Origin of the sequence: Blautia sp. DFI.6.71, from assembly GCF_020593585.1 — a bacterium.
Taxonomy (GTDB): Bacteria; Bacillota; Clostridia; order Lachnospirales; family Lachnospiraceae; genus Blautia_A; species Blautia_A wexlerae.
Map to the genome: position 1 here is coordinate 1 of NZ_JAJDMJ010000043.1, position 15764 is coordinate 15764.

General features: G+C 39.2%; 14 protein-coding genes. 13 read left to right on the forward strand and 1 reads right to left on the reverse strand.

Going from position 1 to position 15764, the window contains the following annotated elements; all coding sequences use genetic code 11:
• Positions 1-377 precede the first annotated feature (377 nt).
• The 3 genes from LJE12_RS14940 to LJE12_RS14950 all read left to right on the forward strand — a co-directional run bounded on the left by LJE12_RS14940 (position 378) and on the right by LJE12_RS14950 (position 3563).
• Positions 378-1250 carry a hypothetical protein gene (locus LJE12_RS14940; protein WP_227227079.1) on the forward strand — a complete coding sequence of 291 codons (873 nt, stop codon included), beginning with the start codon at positions 378-380 and terminating at the stop codon, positions 1248-1250.
• A gap of 63 nt (positions 1251-1313) precedes the next feature.
• Complete coding sequence (locus LJE12_RS14945; protein ID WP_227292248.1) at positions 1314-1712, forward strand: BlaI/MecI/CopY family transcriptional regulator; 399 nt, start codon at positions 1314-1316, stop codon at positions 1710-1712.
• A 3-nt stretch (positions 1713-1715) separates the two neighbouring features.
• Complete coding sequence (locus LJE12_RS14950) at positions 1716-3563, forward strand: M56 family metallopeptidase (protein WP_227227078.1); 1848 nt, start codon at positions 1716-1718, stop codon at positions 3561-3563.
• 129 nt (positions 3564-3692) lie between these two features.
• Here LJE12_RS14950 and pepT read toward each other — a convergent pair whose 3' ends face one another.
• The gene (gene pepT, locus LJE12_RS14955) at positions 3693-4910 is read right to left on the reverse strand and encodes a peptidase T (RefSeq protein ID WP_227227077.1); all 1218 of its coding nucleotides are present in this window, start codon (positions 4908-4910) and stop codon (positions 3693-3695) included.
• A 490-nt stretch (positions 4911-5400) separates the two neighbouring features.
• Between pepT and LJE12_RS14960 the strand changes: the two genes are divergently transcribed.
• The 10 genes from LJE12_RS14960 (at position 5401) to hflC (ending at position 15708) form a co-directional block, all read left to right on the forward strand.
• The gene (locus LJE12_RS14960; protein ID WP_022379841.1) at positions 5401-6243 is read left to right on the forward strand and encodes a MurR/RpiR family transcriptional regulator; all 843 of its coding nucleotides are present in this window, start codon (positions 5401-5403) and stop codon (positions 6241-6243) included.
• A gap of 15 nt (positions 6244-6258) precedes the next feature.
• Positions 6259-6921 carry a ribulose-phosphate 3-epimerase gene (gene rpe, locus LJE12_RS14965; protein ID WP_022379840.1) on the forward strand — a complete coding sequence of 221 codons (663 nt, stop codon included), beginning with the start codon at positions 6259-6261 and terminating at the stop codon, positions 6919-6921.
• A gap of 1 nt (position 6922) precedes the next feature.
• Positions 6923-8443, forward strand: a complete 1521-nt coding sequence (xylB, locus tag LJE12_RS14970; protein ID WP_022379839.1) for a xylulokinase — start codon at positions 6923-6925, stop codon at positions 8441-8443.
• 42 nt (positions 8444-8485) lie between these two features.
• Entirely contained in the window at positions 8486-9436 is a 951-nt protein-coding gene (locus LJE12_RS14975) for a sugar ABC transporter substrate-binding protein (protein WP_022379838.1), read from the forward strand.
• An 87-nt stretch (positions 9437-9523) separates the two neighbouring features.
• Positions 9524-11017 (forward strand): sugar ABC transporter ATP-binding protein, encoded by a 1494-nt coding sequence (locus LJE12_RS14980; RefSeq protein ID WP_022379837.1) that lies wholly within the window; start codon positions 9524-9526, stop codon positions 11015-11017.
• 5 nt (positions 11018-11022) lie between these two features.
• Positions 11023-12009 (forward strand): ABC transporter permease, encoded by a 987-nt coding sequence (locus LJE12_RS14985; protein WP_022379836.1) that lies wholly within the window; start codon positions 11023-11025, stop codon positions 12007-12009.
• Between the two features lie 33 nt (positions 12010-12042).
• Positions 12043-12603, forward strand: a complete 561-nt coding sequence (gene hxlB, locus LJE12_RS14990; RefSeq protein WP_022379835.1) for a 6-phospho-3-hexuloisomerase — start codon at positions 12043-12045, stop codon at positions 12601-12603.
• Between the two features lie 9 nt (positions 12604-12612).
• A complete protein-coding gene (locus tag LJE12_RS14995) occupies positions 12613-13440 on the forward strand; it encodes a sugar phosphate isomerase/epimerase family protein (protein WP_215680274.1) in 828 nt (275 codons plus the stop codon).
• A 292-nt stretch (positions 13441-13732) separates the two neighbouring features.
• Positions 13733-14755 carry an FtsH protease activity modulator HflK gene (hflK, locus tag LJE12_RS15000; RefSeq protein WP_227227076.1) on the forward strand — a complete coding sequence of 341 codons (1023 nt, stop codon included), beginning with the start codon at positions 13733-13735 and terminating at the stop codon, positions 14753-14755.
• An 86-nt stretch (positions 14756-14841) separates the two neighbouring features.
• Positions 14842-15708: a protease modulator HflC gene (gene hflC / locus LJE12_RS15005; protein ID WP_118408826.1), complete on the forward strand. Its 867-nt coding sequence runs from the start codon at positions 14842-14844 to the stop codon at positions 15706-15708.
• The last annotated feature ends 56 nt before the right edge of the window (positions 15709-15764 follow it).

The window sequence follows — 15764 nt, forward strand, 5'->3', positions numbered from 1 at the left end:
GAATCGCAGGAAGAATGAATCTCAAGGAAATGTCAACATGTATGTAGTTTTGAAGATATAGTGGAAACCAGCTAGTAGTTAGCTGGTTTTTTATGTGCAAAAATAAAATTGTGCTTTTTAACCGAATCAAATAAGGAGCGAAGCGGATTGCGAATATCCGTTTAACTTAAATCAAGGAAATAGAGAAGGCCAGCTGGATGTCAGCTGGTCTTTTTTTTGATTTTTTGTCTTTAAATGAAAAAAATTATATATTACTACATTTGTAGAAAAATAGCTTGACATTAATCTTCTACAGATGTAGTATATGATTAACTTCTACAAAAGTAGAAGAAACGGATAAAAATGAAGTTACAATTAATGACGAAAGGGGAATTTTTATGAACAGAAAAAGATTTATTACGATTGTTGCTTCGTTATCAGTATTTTGCATGTCAGTGGCTGGAACGGGTGCTGTGTGGGCCACGGATAGCGGGAGTGAGAAGTTTGACCCGCAGCCGGTGAGTTCAGACTGGGAGCAGAAGGATATGAAGGGAACATATGCTTATTTTGTGAGCGGTAAGGACTGGGTTGGTGTTTATAAGTATGATGCAGATGATGATACGCCATTGTTTGCGAAGGCAAGTGACCAGTATGCAGCTTGTTACGAGACGGCTTATTCTGTTGGCAGTGACCTTTATGTGGTAAAGGGATTTGCGAAGGATGTGGATGATATTGGTAAGGTACGTGAGATGGTGGAGAGTATTTCTTATCCGGGAAATCCAGCATTGGATAAGCAGAATGGTTCTGACAATAGTGGAAGTGATCAGAATGAAGATCAGAATTCAGAGACAGGGGAAACAGAGGCTTCTGATGAGGTAAATGTGAATACAGATGAGGATGGTGACAATAATAGTTCTCTTGAGACATTGACGCTTGTGAGAGAGGATGGAAGTACTTTTACGATTACTCAGCAAATAAACGGGGATTATTGTTACCGGGATGATGATGGTGTAGGATATACGGATAATGGTGATGAGAGTTATACAGATGAGTATGGGAATACTTATAGGGCTTTAAATGATGCAACACATTACCTGGGAACAACATTAGAGCAGCATACACTGGAATCTTTTGATGGAGATACGGTTACAGTTACACAGACAACAAATGGAGATTATTATTATCGGGATGATAATGGAACTGGTTTTACTGACAATGGAGACGGAACCTGGACGGACGAAAATGGTAATGATTATACAGAGATAAATTAGCATTGACGGATTATTGTGTGGTTGCTACAATAAAATTATTCCTACAATTGTAGAAGAAATGAGGTGATTTTATTGAAAAAAGCATATCAGCGTCTGCCGGAGTCAGAGTTGGATATTATGCTGGCTTTATGGAACGGGACTCCGCCGATGACTCGGGCAGAGATTGAGAAGCTGGTGAATGTAAAGAAACAATTGGCTCCGACTACGATCTTGTCACTGCTGACCCGATTAGAGAATAAGAATTTCGTTTTTGTGGAGAAGCAGGGAAAGATGAATCTGTATACGCCTCTGGTATCCCAGGAAGATTATCAGGCAAATGAAAGTAAGAGTGTACTGGAGAAACTTTACGGAAATTCTCTTAAGAAGTTTGTGACTTCTCTTTATCAGGGAAAGAAGATAAGTTCAGAGGAAATACAGGATCTCAGTGATTTTCTGAGGGAGTTGGATGAGAAGGAGGAATAAGTGATGGCGGAATTTGCATTACATGTTTTGAAGCTTAATATTATTTCCGCAGTTGTTATTTTTCTTGTGCTGGGGTTATCTGTTTTGTTAAAGAACAGATTTACAGCAAGATGGAAGTACGTGGTCTGGCTGGCTGTTGCAGTGAGTCTGCTGGTTCCTGTGCGACTTCCATCGGATTTTTCCCTTATAAATTTCAAAGTGCCGGGGATTGAGAGCAGTGGGAATGAAAAGATAACTGCGAAGAGAATAACTTTGGCAAATGCAGATTCTGCGAATGTAAATTCTTCTAAGGTAAATTCAGAGGATAGCAGTACTGCAGATAAAAAACTGCAGGATACGGTTGTGACAGACAAAACATCCGCAGACACAGTTTTGACAGATGAAGTGCAGTCTGCTTTAAAATCTGCAGCATTGTCTGGCAGACATATCGTACCGCTGGCTGCAAAGATTTTTATGATCGTATGGCTGGCAGGTGTGGTTATAAAATTACTGGCAGAGATCTGTGCATATTATTTTTCTATGAGAAGCCTGAAACGGATGAGTCTTCCGGTGAATGATCTGATGAAGTGGAAAATGTACCGGGATGTGTGTGAACAGAAAGGGATTGGCCGAAGACCTGAACTGATGCAGAATGCAGGACTCAGTACGCCGCTTCTGGCGGGATTATTCCGGACGAAATTGTATCTTCCGGCAGTTGGATATTCAGCGGAAGAGCTGAAGCTGGTTTATCATCATGAGCTGACGCATTATTTACATAAGGATTTGTGGTATAAGGTGCTTCTGAGAATCTGTGCATCTGTGTACTGGTTTAATCCGGCACTGTTGTTTATGCTGTGGGAGGCTGACAAGGATATTGAGAATCTCTGCGATGCGGAAGTTGTCCGTGTCTGCAGCAGAGCAGAACGTAAACTGTACCGGAAACTTCTGCTGAGAACCGTTGCCATAGATAATCAGGTGCCTTATGTGACGGCAAGTCTGAATGACAGCAGTATGGTTTTTAAAGACAGAATTCTGTATATGCTGAAGATGAAGAAGCTTCGGAAGAATATTCTTCCGGGAGTACTTTTGGCGATGGTGCTTGTTGGAGGAAATCTGGTGTTTTGTTTTTCGGGAGAGGTGATTTCCGGGGCAGAGAACACGCAGGATCAGATACCAAAAGACGGAGATGAAACAGGACAGGATTCTGAAGAAGATGCTAAGAAGAGAGAATTGGTTGATATGGTGGCAGCTCATGAAACGTCCGGTGGTCAGCAGCTGACAGGAAAGGGAGATAAGCCGGAGGATTCAAACCGTGATGGTTCGACAGAGAGTTCAGAACAGATTGATGCTGCAGATCAGGAAGAAAATCAGAATCAGACAGGAGTGAATTCTTCTGATGAAACGGGGGAAAATTCTGACGGTCAGAATCCTGATTCGGATAATTCGGGAGATGGTTATTCAGATACAGATAATAATGGAACCCCTGGAGATGATACTACAGATAAAACGGTTATTAATACATCATCATTGACAGTACGAGGAAGTGGCGGCAGTACATTTGAAATTGAAAGGGTGTTGTATTCTGATTATTCTGTTGAGTACAGAGGATATGATGGTGTTGGATATACTGATAACGGAAATGAAAGTTATACAGATGATTATGGAAATACATATCCCGCTTTAAATGATGCAACTCATTATTTGGGAACAACTTTAGAACAGCATACATTAACTTCTTCTGATGGAAACACAGTTACTGTTACACAGACGACAAATGGAGATTACTATTACAGAGACGATAATGGTATTGGTTTCAGTGATAATGGTGATGGAACCTGGACAGATGAAAATGGGAATACTTATACGGAATGATACCATTAGTTTAACCGAATTAAGTCAGACTAAGAGAAAATCGACTTGCAAAATTTAAAATAAGCCCTTCACTGTTACCTTACCCGACAGTGAAAGGCTTGTTTTTTTGCTGGATTTTTTCAGATGAAATTATTTATAGAATAATTCAATAATCTTTAATCCCACTTCAACAGCAATATCCATTCCTTCCACAGTGATATGTTCATAAGGACCATGAAAAGCATGTCCGCCGGTTCCAAGGTTCGGGCATGGGACGCCCATGAAACTTAAGCGTGCTCCGTCTGTGCCGCCGCGGATTGGGGTGATAAGTGCAGGAGTTCCGCATTCTTTGCAGGCAGCAGTTGCACAGTCGATTAGTTCCATGCAGGTATCAATGATTTCTTTCATGTTTCTGTATTGTTCTGTAATGGTAAGTTTTACAGTGCCTTCACCCCACTTTTCATTGAGAATCTTGGCGATGTGCTCCATGGTTTTGAGCCTGCAGTCAAAAGATGCTACATCATGGTCACGGATAATATAGTCTAACATAGCAGTGGAGACATTGCCGTTCATGGCATCAAGATGGAAAAATCCTTCATATTCTTCGGTATCTCTTGGTGTATCTGCAGATGGGAGCATGGAGTTAAATTCAATGGCAACAAGTGCTGCGTTGACCATTGTATTCTTAGAAGACCCCGGGTGTACGTTTACACCGGTAAATTCTACTACTGCTCGAGCAGCATTAAAGTTTTCATACTGGATTTCACCTTCTGTATCACCATCAAGTGTATAAGCAAAATCAGCTCCAAATTTTTTTACATCAAAATGGGCTGGTCCCATTCCTATTTCTTCGTCAGGGGTAAATGCAATGCAGAGAGGACCATGCGGAATAGTATTGTCATTGAGGTGTTCAATTATTGTCATAATCTCGGCAATTCCGGCTTTGTCATCTGCACCGAGGATGGTGGTTCCATCGGAAGTAATGAGAGTTCTGCCTTTTAATGTGGAGAGATGAGGGAACATTTTCGGGGAGAGAACTCTGCCGCTGGTTCCAAGTGCAAGGTCTTTGCCGTCATAATTCGGAGTGATAACCGGAGTAACCGGATGATCGCAGAAATCAGAGACTGTATCCATGTGAGCGATAAAGCCCAGTTTTTGGCGGGATTCATATCCTCTGGTTGCCGGAATATGTCCATAGACATAGCAATGTTCATCTACATCGGCGTCTTTCACACCCAGTTCCTTTAATTCCTGAACCAGCAGTCTGGCAAGGTCAAACTGATACTGTGTGGATGGGGAAGTACCGGTTTCTTCACTGCTTGGAGTGAATACTTTTACATAAGATAATAAGCGTTCGTATGCTTTCATGAATTAATCCTCCTGGTATTGGGCTGAGATAGATATTTATCTTAGCATTGTATAGTAAGTATAACATGTTATGGAGTTTACGTAAAAATATTTCTTGTCAGTAGTCAGTAGCTCTGTTTCTCAAAAGAGAGCAGGGATCATCTCTAAAAATTATTCTGAAATATTTCAAAAAAATGTAGAGGTAAAAAAGAATCTAAGTGATAGAAATGAATACAGGTATTATATATATTTATAGCTTATACTTCGTATTACAAAAATAAAATGAAGTATTTAAGTGTTTGTAAATTTCAAAATGAAGTGAAATAAAATGTAAAAACGTCAAATCAACCAAAAAATTGGATGTAATCAACAAAAAACACACGCCAAAACGTGGAAATATACAAAAATATTTATAGATATTTACTTCACTGAAACAGAATGCTATATTCTAATCAACAAAAAACTTCAAAGTGAAATTAAATAAATGAAGTAGAAATGGAGTGCACGCCATATGAATGATTTATTTGTTCGCATCAGATTTTTGTTACCGTCGTTACCAAGAGCAGAGAAAGCAATCGCATCTGCATTACTTGAAAACCCGGAAGCAATTACACATTTAACGCTTGCAGAGATTGCAAGAGAATCAGGAAGCAGTGAAGCATCAATTATCAGATTCTGTAAAAGAATGGGATATGATGGATATTCTTCTATGAAGGAGGATTTCATCAGAGCTTTGGCAGAAGGAATGGAAATTCATTCAGAAGATATTAAAGTATCAGACGATATGAAGACGATTTTGAAAAAGGTTTATCAGAGTAATGTACAGATGTTGAGTGATACATTAGTTTTGGCAGATGACGAAAATTATGAAAAAGCATTGGATGCTCTTCTTAAAGCCAGAGAGATACATTTCTTCGGTGTTGGAGATGCCTTTGCAGTATGTCAGCTGGCATACATGAAATTTGGAAGATTGGGGATTCCGTGTTCCGTACATAGTGACGTAATGCTGCAGATGATGACTGCAGGCAATCTTACAAGTGAAGACGTTGCGTTAGCTGTCTCTTATGAGGGTAGATCCAGAAATGTAGTAGAGGCAATGAAAATCGCAAAAGAGCGAGGTGCAGTTACAATTAGTATTACAAAAATGAATAAATCTCCTCTTCTCAGATATACAGATATCAGTTTATTTACGGCAGTAAATGACCTGACAGTGGGAAGAGATAAAGTAACCAGAAGAGTTTCAGATCAGTTTATACTGGATGCACTTTATCTGGGATATACGACGAAAATAAACAAAGGTTATAAAAAACAACTTCAGAAAATTCAGACAGTAATTGACTGTAATAAAATATAAACGAGGTGATCAATAATGTGCATTATAGCACCGTCCTTACTGGAAGCAGACTATAAATGCCTGGGAGAACAATTAAAAACAATGGAAAAATCCGGAGCTGAATATGTTCATATAGATGTAATGGATGGAAGCTTTGTACCGAATCTGGCATGTGGAATGAAAATGATTCATGGATTGAAAGGTGTAGCTGATCTGGTATTTGATGTTCATCTGATGGTAAATGAACCTGTTCGATTTGTAAAAAGAATGCAGGAGGCTGGAGCTGATGTAATATCTGTTCATTATGAGGCCTGCAGCAATGTAGCAGAAACTTTAAAAGAAATAAAGCAATGTGGAATTCGTGCAGGAATTGTTCTGAATCCGGAAACCTCGGCAGAAGTTCTTACAGAAGAAATCTGGAAGCTTGCAGATGTGATACAGGTTATGACCGTTCATCCGGGAAGAGATGGCCAGCACTTTATTGAAGATACACTTGACAAAATAAAAGATATCAGAAGACGGTCAACAGATACCGGAGAGTGGAAAGATATAGAAGTTGATGGAAGTATCAACTGTGGGAATATAGGAAAAGTAATAAAGGCCGGAGCAAATATCATTGTTTCAGGAAAGGCATTATTTAATGGAAATCTTGCAGAGAACATTGCCAATATGAAGCAACAGGCAGCCATGGAGGAATAAGATGAAATACGTAATTGGAGTGGATCTGGGAACCAGTGCGACAAAGACGATTCTGGTAGATCAGAATGGAAAAATCGTAGCCGAAGCGTCTGTCAAATATCCAATGTATCAGCCTGAAAACGGATGGGCAGAACAGGATCCATCAGACTGGTCAGAAGCAGCGATTTCAACAATTAAAAGTGTAGTTGAAAAAGGTCAGGTTAATGGAAAAGATGTGCGGGGAATTGGAATTTCTGGTCAGATGCATGGACTTGTGATGTTGAATGAGGAGAATCAGGTTATAAGAAGATCCATTATCTGGTGTGACCAGAGAGCTACGAAGCAGGTAGAGGAAATGCTGGAACTGCCAATGGAAAAATGGATGAAGATCACAGCGAATCCGCCAATGGCAGGATGGACGGCAGCAAAGATCCTCTGGATAAGAGAAAATGAGCCGGAGCTTTTTGCAAAGTGCAGACACATTATGCTTCCAAAAGATTATGTTCGCTTTATTCTTACTGGTAAGTATGCGACAGATGCATCAGATGCCAGTGGAATGCAGATGCTGGATGTAAAAAACAGATGTTGGTCGCAGGAAATTCTTGATTTTCTGAAAGTAGACAGAGAACTTCTTGGAGATGTGTATGAATCACCGGAAGTTGTTGGAAACCTTTTACCGAAAATTGCAGAGAAGTGTGGATTATCAACAGAAACAGTTGTGGTTGCCGGAGGAAGTGATAATGCCTGTGCAGCAATTGGAACAGGTATTGTAAGAGAGGGGCAGGCTTTTACAACAATAGGTACTTCAAGTATTGTATATACTCATCTGAAAAAATATCAGGAAATTCCTGAAGGTGCACTTCATTTGTGCTGCTGTGCAGTGCCTGGGTGCTGGCATACAATGGGAGGTCCTCAGTCGGCAGGTCTTTCGATTGAATGGATGAAAAATAATTTCTGTCGGGATTTGATTCAGAAAGCAGAAGAGGAAAATGTATCATTTTATGACAAGATAAATGAACTTACAAAAGATATTCCGTTAGGAAGCGAAAGATTGATTTATCTGCCATTTCTGATGGGCGAAAGAACACCTCATATTGATCCCAAATACAGAGGTGCATTTATCGGACTGAATATCATACATGGACAGGCACATATGCTTAGGGCAATTATGGAAGGCGTTGTTTATTCCCTTGCAGACTGTAATGAAATCTTGAAGAAACTGGGAACAGAGGTTGTGTCCATGCGTGCATGCGGAGGCGGAAGCAGAAGTCCTGTATGGAGAAAGATTATGGCAGATCTTTATAAATGCGATGTACATACATTGAAGCAGGAAGAGGGACCGGCATACGGTGCAGCAATTCTGGCCGGAGTTGGAGCTGGAATTTATTCTTCGATACAGGAAGCATGCGATGCTTTTATTGAAGAAGATGGAATTACTGAATGCGATTTGAAAGAAGCAGAGGAATACGAGAAGTTCCATAAAATTTATGACAGATTTTATGAGAACATAAAAGAGAATCTACATGCTCTCTATGAGCTTTAGACAAAAACTATATAAATTATTTAAAATCAGGAGGACTTTACAATGAAAAGAAGACTGGTAACAAAACTTATGATGGCAGCAGGCGTAGCAGCAATGGCAGTAACAACAATTCCGGCAAGTGTTTTTGCAGCTGAAGATGGTGGACAGACTTATGGAGTTACATATTGGTGTGAATCGGATTTCTTTAAAACAGTTGCAGATTCCATCACAGAAGAAGCAGAAGCTGATGGAAATAAAACAGTTGTAGTGGATGCTCAGCAGGACAGCGCAAAACAGATTCAGATTATTGAAGACTTTATTGCACAGGGTGTTTCAGCAGTATTTTTAAATCCAGTTGACAAAGATGCAATTGAACCTGCACTGCAGAAATTAGACGAAGCAGGGATTCCAGTAGTAAACTTTGATACTTCTGTATCTAATCTTGATCTGGTTGGTTCTTATGTTGCAACTGATAATTATCAGGCTGGTGCACTTTGTGCAGAAGCAATGATTGAAGATTTCCCGGATGGTGGAGAAATTGCAGTTCTTGATTATCCTGCAAACAATGCCTGCAACGATCGTGAACAGGGATTCCTAGATACAATTGAAGGAAAAGGATTTGATGTTGTGGCAACATTTGATGCAGAGGGAACTGTAGAAAAAGGACAGACAATCACAAGTGATATCATCCAGGCTAACCCAGATATAAAGGCAATCTTCTCCATTAATGACCAGGCTGGTATGGGGGCATATGCAGCACTTACGACAGCTGGAAAAGAAGTATATGTTTACGGTGTTGATGGTGCTCCAGAAGCTAAGAAAGTAATTGCTAAAGACAACAGCATTTATCGTATGACAGCAGCTCAGTCCCCGATTACAATTGGTAAAGAGTGCTATAAGGCAGCTAAAACTCTTATCGCAGGGGAAAAACCGGAAGAATTCGAAGTAGATGTACCTGCATTTGCAATTGATTCTTCAAATATTGATGAATATTTAGACGCTGACTGGCAGTAAATCTGAGCGGGTGCAGCGTAGGCTGCACCCATTTTTGCCCCATATAGAAAAAGGTGGGAAATGTTTGTTATTTAGAGGAGAAAATTTATGGCACATTTATTGGAAATGAAAAATATCTGTAAGTCTTTTTCCGGAGTTTCTGTGCTGAAGAACAATCACTTGGAACTGGAAGCAGGTGAGGTTCATGCTCTCTTAGGTGAAAATGGTGCCGGAAAATCTACATTGATTAAAATTCTCGGTGGAGTTTATACAAAAGACAGCGGACAGATTCTGGTTGATGGACAAGAAGTAGAAATTACAGGTGTTGAGAGCGCAAAAGAGCACGGAATTCGTATTATACATCAGGAACTGATGTTGATTCCAGATATGACAATTTCAGAAAATATTTTTATTGGACAGGAACCAAAAACAAAAGCAGGTACTGTCGATAAAAAGAAAATGAATGAAATGGCGCAGGGATTTTTGGATTCTATGCACCTTGATCTGAAATCAACTCAATTTATCCGAGATTTAAATATTGCACAGCAGCAGATGGTAGAAATTATTCGCGCTATTTCCTTTGGCGCAAAAATAATCGTTATGGATGAACCGACTTCATCTTTGACAGAAAATGAAGTAGATGCTCTTTTTGAGGCAATCAAAGCTTTAAAAGCAAAGAATGTTGGAATTATTTATATTAGTCATCGAATGGCTGAATTGGATGCAATCACTGATCGTATCACAGTTATGCGAGATGGTGAATATATCGATACAGTAGTTACAAAAGAGACCACACATGATGATCTGGTGGCGCTCATGGTTGGAAGAAAACTTGGAGATTTGTATCAGAAACATGAAAACTATTCAGATGATATTATTCTCAAGGTAGAAAAACTTGCTTCTGGAAAAGAAGTAAAAAATGTTGATTTTGAACTGAGAAGAGGAGAGGTTCTTGGGTTCTCAGGACTGGTTGGATCCGGACGAAGTGAAACAATGGAATGTATTTTTGGACTTCGTCATAAGGATAGCGGACATATTTATATTGAAAATAAAGAAGTTGATATTAAAAATGTAAAAACTGCAATAAATGCAGGAATCGGACTTGTTCCGGAAGACAGAAAGCAGTCAGGAATTTATCCGATCCAGGGAATACGTTTTAATGCAACGATTGAAATATTGGACAAATTTTTGAAAAAAGGCCGATATAACAGGAAGAAAGAAATTGAACTTGCCAGAAAATATGTTGATGAAGTTATGCAGACAAAATATTCCTCTATAGAGCAGGAAATAGGAAAGCTTTCAGGAGGTAATCAGCAGAAAGTTATTATCAGCAGATGGCTTCTGGTCACAGAAAAAATTCTTATTCTGGACGAGCCGACAAGAGGCATTGATGTAAAAACAAAATCAGATATTTATCATCTGATTGATGATCTGACAGCAACAGGTTTATCAATTATTTTCATATCTTCGGAGATGCCGGAGCTGATCAACATGTGCGATCGTATTGTGGTAATGAATCAGGGACACACCACAGGAATATTGAACAGAAATGAATTTAATCAGGAAAAAATTATGGCGTTTGCGACAAAGGAAATAGGGTGACGATTATGGAAAATAAAAACTGGAAAAATTTATCTGTAATACAGACAATTAAATCTAATATGGGTATTCTTGCGGGACTGGTTATTCTTTGCGTTGTATTAAGTTTTACAACCAGCAGTTTTGCAACAGTTACAAACTTATTTAATGTAGTCAGACAGATTACAATCAATTTGTTTCTGGCATGTGGAATGACTTTCGTAATTCTGCTTGCAGGAATTGATCTTTCTGTAGGATCAGTAATTGCGGTTTCAGGATGTATCAGTGCAGGACTCATTTCATGGAATGGACTTCCTGTTTATGTTGGTATCCTTGGAGGAATCCTTGCTGGAGTTGTAATTGGTCTTATTAACGGTTACATTGTTTCTTCTACAAATATTCCGGCATTTATCGTTACTCTTGCAATGATGAATATCGGTCGTGGTATTGCCCGTGTTTATACAAAGGCTCAGACAATTTCTGTTCTTGATGACAGCTATACTTTTTGGGGAATGGGTACTATCTTTGGAATTCCGATTCAGTTATATTGTATTGTTGCAGTAATTGCAGTTTCTTCTTTTATCCTTAATAAAACAAAATTAGGCCGTCATATTTATGCAGTTGGTGGTAATAAACAGGCTGCTGAATATTCTGGTATTAATGTAAAAAAGGTTACATTTTTCGTATTTGTATATAGTGCGTTACTTGCATCTTTAGCAGGAATCCTTACAGTAGGACGTACTTTTACTGCAATGATGACACTGGGAGACGGAGCTGAAATGGATGCGATTTCTGCAGTTGTTCTTGGTGGAACAAGTATGAACGGAGGTCGTGGTACCATCGCAGGAACTGTTATCGGTGCAATTGTAATCGGTGTTCTGAAAAATGGTATGAACCTTCTTGGTATTGACTCTTCCTGGCAGTATATTGTACAGGGTATTGTAATTCTGATTGCAGTTTATATTGACTGGTTTAAACAGACCGGATTCAAATTTTCCAGAAAAATAAAAGCCTGAATAAAAAAGGCAATGGAAAAGGAGATGATAGAAATGGAAAATTCAATTATACTGGAGGAAATTCTTGAAGAATTGACAGAAAATGCAAAACATATTTCTTCTTCTTCACTTGAAAAGTTTGCTAATGAGATTATTAAAGCTAGGCATATTTTTGTAGCAGGAGCTGGACGTTCTGGGTTTGTAGCAAGAGGGTTTGCAAATCGCCTGATGCATTTGGGGTTGGAAGTATTCTTTGTGGGAGAACCGACAACACCGGCAATTGAAAAAAAAGATCTTCTTATTATCAGTTCAGGTTCAGGAGAAACTGACAGTTTGATTGTTATGGCAAATAAAGCAAAAAAAGCAGGAGCATCTGTTGTGACAGTAACAATTCATCCGGAAGCTTCCATTGGCAAGGTATGTGAAAGCTGTATCGTAATTCCGGGTGCAACTCCAAAGAGTAACCTGGAAGATACAAGTGAATCTGCTCAGCCTATGGGAAATGCGTTTGAACAGATGAGTTGGATCGTTTATGATGCAGTTATTATGATTCTTATGAAGAAACTTGGAAAAACAGAAGAAGAAATGTTTAAGAATCATGCAAATTTAGAGTAGGTGGCATATATGGAGAAAAAGATTAAATTTGGCTGTGTGGCATGGGGACTTCCTGGTGGTGGATATTTTGGACCACAGATTGCAAAGGAAGCTGGACTGGATGGAATTCAACTTGAACTTGGAAGTTATGAATGGGGTTATCCGTTAGCTCAGAAACAGGTTCAGGAAGCGTATCTTGAAGAGGGAAACAGGTTAGGAATCGAATATCCGTCTATTGTTCTTAATGATGTGATGGATCATGAATTTATCCATGGAAAAGATACAGAGAATGGAAAGATCGCGTATGACCAGATGGAACTGGCAGTTCAGGTAGCGGCAGAAATGGGAATATCCAAGATCATGGTTCCAAACTTCCTTGGAAATCTGATTACAGAAGAATCTCATGTAGAAGCAACAAAGGATGCACTGAGATTTATCTGTGAAAAAGCGATTAGGAAAGATATTACTGTTATGACAGAAAATGCGCTGGATTATAAAGAACAAATTCAGCTGCTGAAAGAAATCCGTATGCCGAATCTGACAGTACACTTTGATACACAGAACTTCAAATTTAATTTTAATATGAACCAGTGTGAACAGCTTGAAGGTCTTTATCCGTATATGGATAGTCAGCTTCATGTAAAAGATGGTATCAATGAACCAGGCGGCTGTCTGCTGGGAGAGGGAAACACAGATTTCTTCCCTCAGATGGAAATCCTGAAAAAACATGGCTATGAAGGATGGATCATCATTGAGAATTATTATAACCTGCTTCCGTTGAGAAAATGTAATGAGCAGAATCAGATGCAAATTATAAATAAGGATTTGGAAACGCTGAGGACTGTATGGGGCGTTTGAGAAAAATATTTCTTGCATTTTGTAAATAGTTATGATATGATGCTGCTCAAAGAAAAGGGAGTAGCGGCCATCGTTATGAAGAACTGGACTTGTTTTTCCTATAAATGGTACATAAATGCGTCAGAACGGCAGATTAAGAATGCCCGCATTATGATATAATCGGCAAGACTTTTGTTTTAGACATTAAGAGAAGAGCTCATGTTATGTCTGAAATGAAAGTCTTTTTCTTTTCTTCAGAAATTTTTAGAAGCAAAAAATTTAATTATGCCAAATGGTGAAACGGAGGAGAAAAGTGAACGAAAGAGTAAATCCATTTAAAAAATTACAGAAGCCGGGAAAACATGTGAAACGTATTGTAATAGGAGCAGCAGGGTTGGTGATTATTGCAGGGCTTGCAGGAGATGCTACCTATCAGATCCAGGAGCAGGAACAGGCAGTATTGACAACTTTCGGAGTGCCGAAGGCAGTGGCAGAAACAGGACTGCATTTTAAGATTCCTTTTATACAGAAAGTACAGAAAGTAAATACAACGATCCAGGGATTTCCTATTGGATATAGTATGGGAGATAATTCGGTGGTTGAGAATGAGGGCATTATGATTACCTCGGATTATAACTTTATTGATGTAGATTTCTTTGTTGAGTACAGAATTTTAGAACCGGTAAAATATCTTTATAATTCAGAGGAACCGGAAGATATTCTAAAAAATATTTCTCAAAGCTGTATCCGTACAGTAATCGCAAGTTATGATGTGGATGAAGTGCTTACCACCGGAAAAGGTGAGATCCAGAGTAAGATTAAAGAAATGATCCTGAAGCAGATGGAGGAACAGGATCTGGGGATTCAGCTTGTGAATATCACAATCCAGGATTCAGAACCGCCCACACAGGAGGTTATGAAAGCATTTAAAGCAGTAGAAACTGCCAAGCAGGGAAAAGAAACTGCTTTGAATAATGCCAATAAATACAGAAACGAAAAGCTTCCGGAGGCTGAGGCAGAAGCAGACCAGATCATTCAGGATGCTGAGGCGCAGAAGCAGGTAAGGATTAATGAAGCGGAAGCTGAGGTTGCACGTTTTAATGCCATGTATGAGGAGTATGTTAAGAATCCGGAGATTACAAAGAAGCGTATGTTCTATGAGGCAATGGAAGATGTGTTGCCGGGAATGAAGATTGTGATTGATAATGGAGATGGAGTGCAGAAGGTTCTGCCGCTAGATTCTTTTACAGGGAACAGTTCAGAGAATCCGACAGAGACACTGAACACGGATACTGCTCAGGACACACAAGATTTAAATGATTCTGAGAACGAATAAAGAAATGACAGAAAATATTTCATATAAAAAGTGTTTTGGTAAATGAAATACGAAGGATAGAGATATAATTTGGAAAGGACTAATTTATGAAAGGTAAGAAAATTGGAATATTAATTGGTGTGTCTGCAGTGGTTGTAGCTGTCGGAGCGTCGGTAACAGTAACTCAGCAAAATGAATATAAGCTGATCCGTCAGTTTGGTAAGGTTGACAGGGTGATCAGTTCATCGGGAATCAGTTTTAAGATTCCATTTATAGAGAGTACACAGTCATTGCCAAAGGAAACACTGCTGTATGATCTGGCTGCATCTGATGTAATTACAAAAGATAAGAAAACGATGATCAGCGACAGCTATGTTCTCTGGAAAATCAGCGACCCGCTTAAATTTGCACAGACATTAAACTCTTCTGTGGAAAATGGTGAAAGCCGAATTAATACTGCTGTGTATAATGCCACTAAAAATGCAATCAGCAGTATGTCACAGGATCAGGTAATCACAAGCCGTGACGGAGAATTGTCTGATATGGTTATGGAGGCAATAGGAACAAACATGGATCAGTATGGAATTGAGCTTCTTAAATTCGAAACCAAGCAGCTGGATCTGCCGGATGATAATAAGGAAGCTGTGTATGAACGAATGATATCTGAACGAGATAATATTGCAGCGACTTACAAGGCAGAGGGAAACTCCGAAGCAAAGGTGATTCGAAATAAAACCGACAAAGAAGTAGCAATCCAGATTTCTGATGCAAAAAAACAGGCAGAGATCCTGGGGGCGGAAGGGGAGCAGGAATATATGAAAATTCTTGCGCAGGCTTATGGAGAAGAGGACAGAAGTGAGTTTTATTCATTTGTGAGAAGCCTGGATGCGCTGAAGACATCTATGAAAGGTGAGGACAAAACAGTGATACTGTCTGCAGATTCACCGATCGCTCAGATCTTTGAAGGAAAATAAAAGAAAATAACAATAATACACTCTAATTTTTCACCAGATAAATGGAAGATAGACAT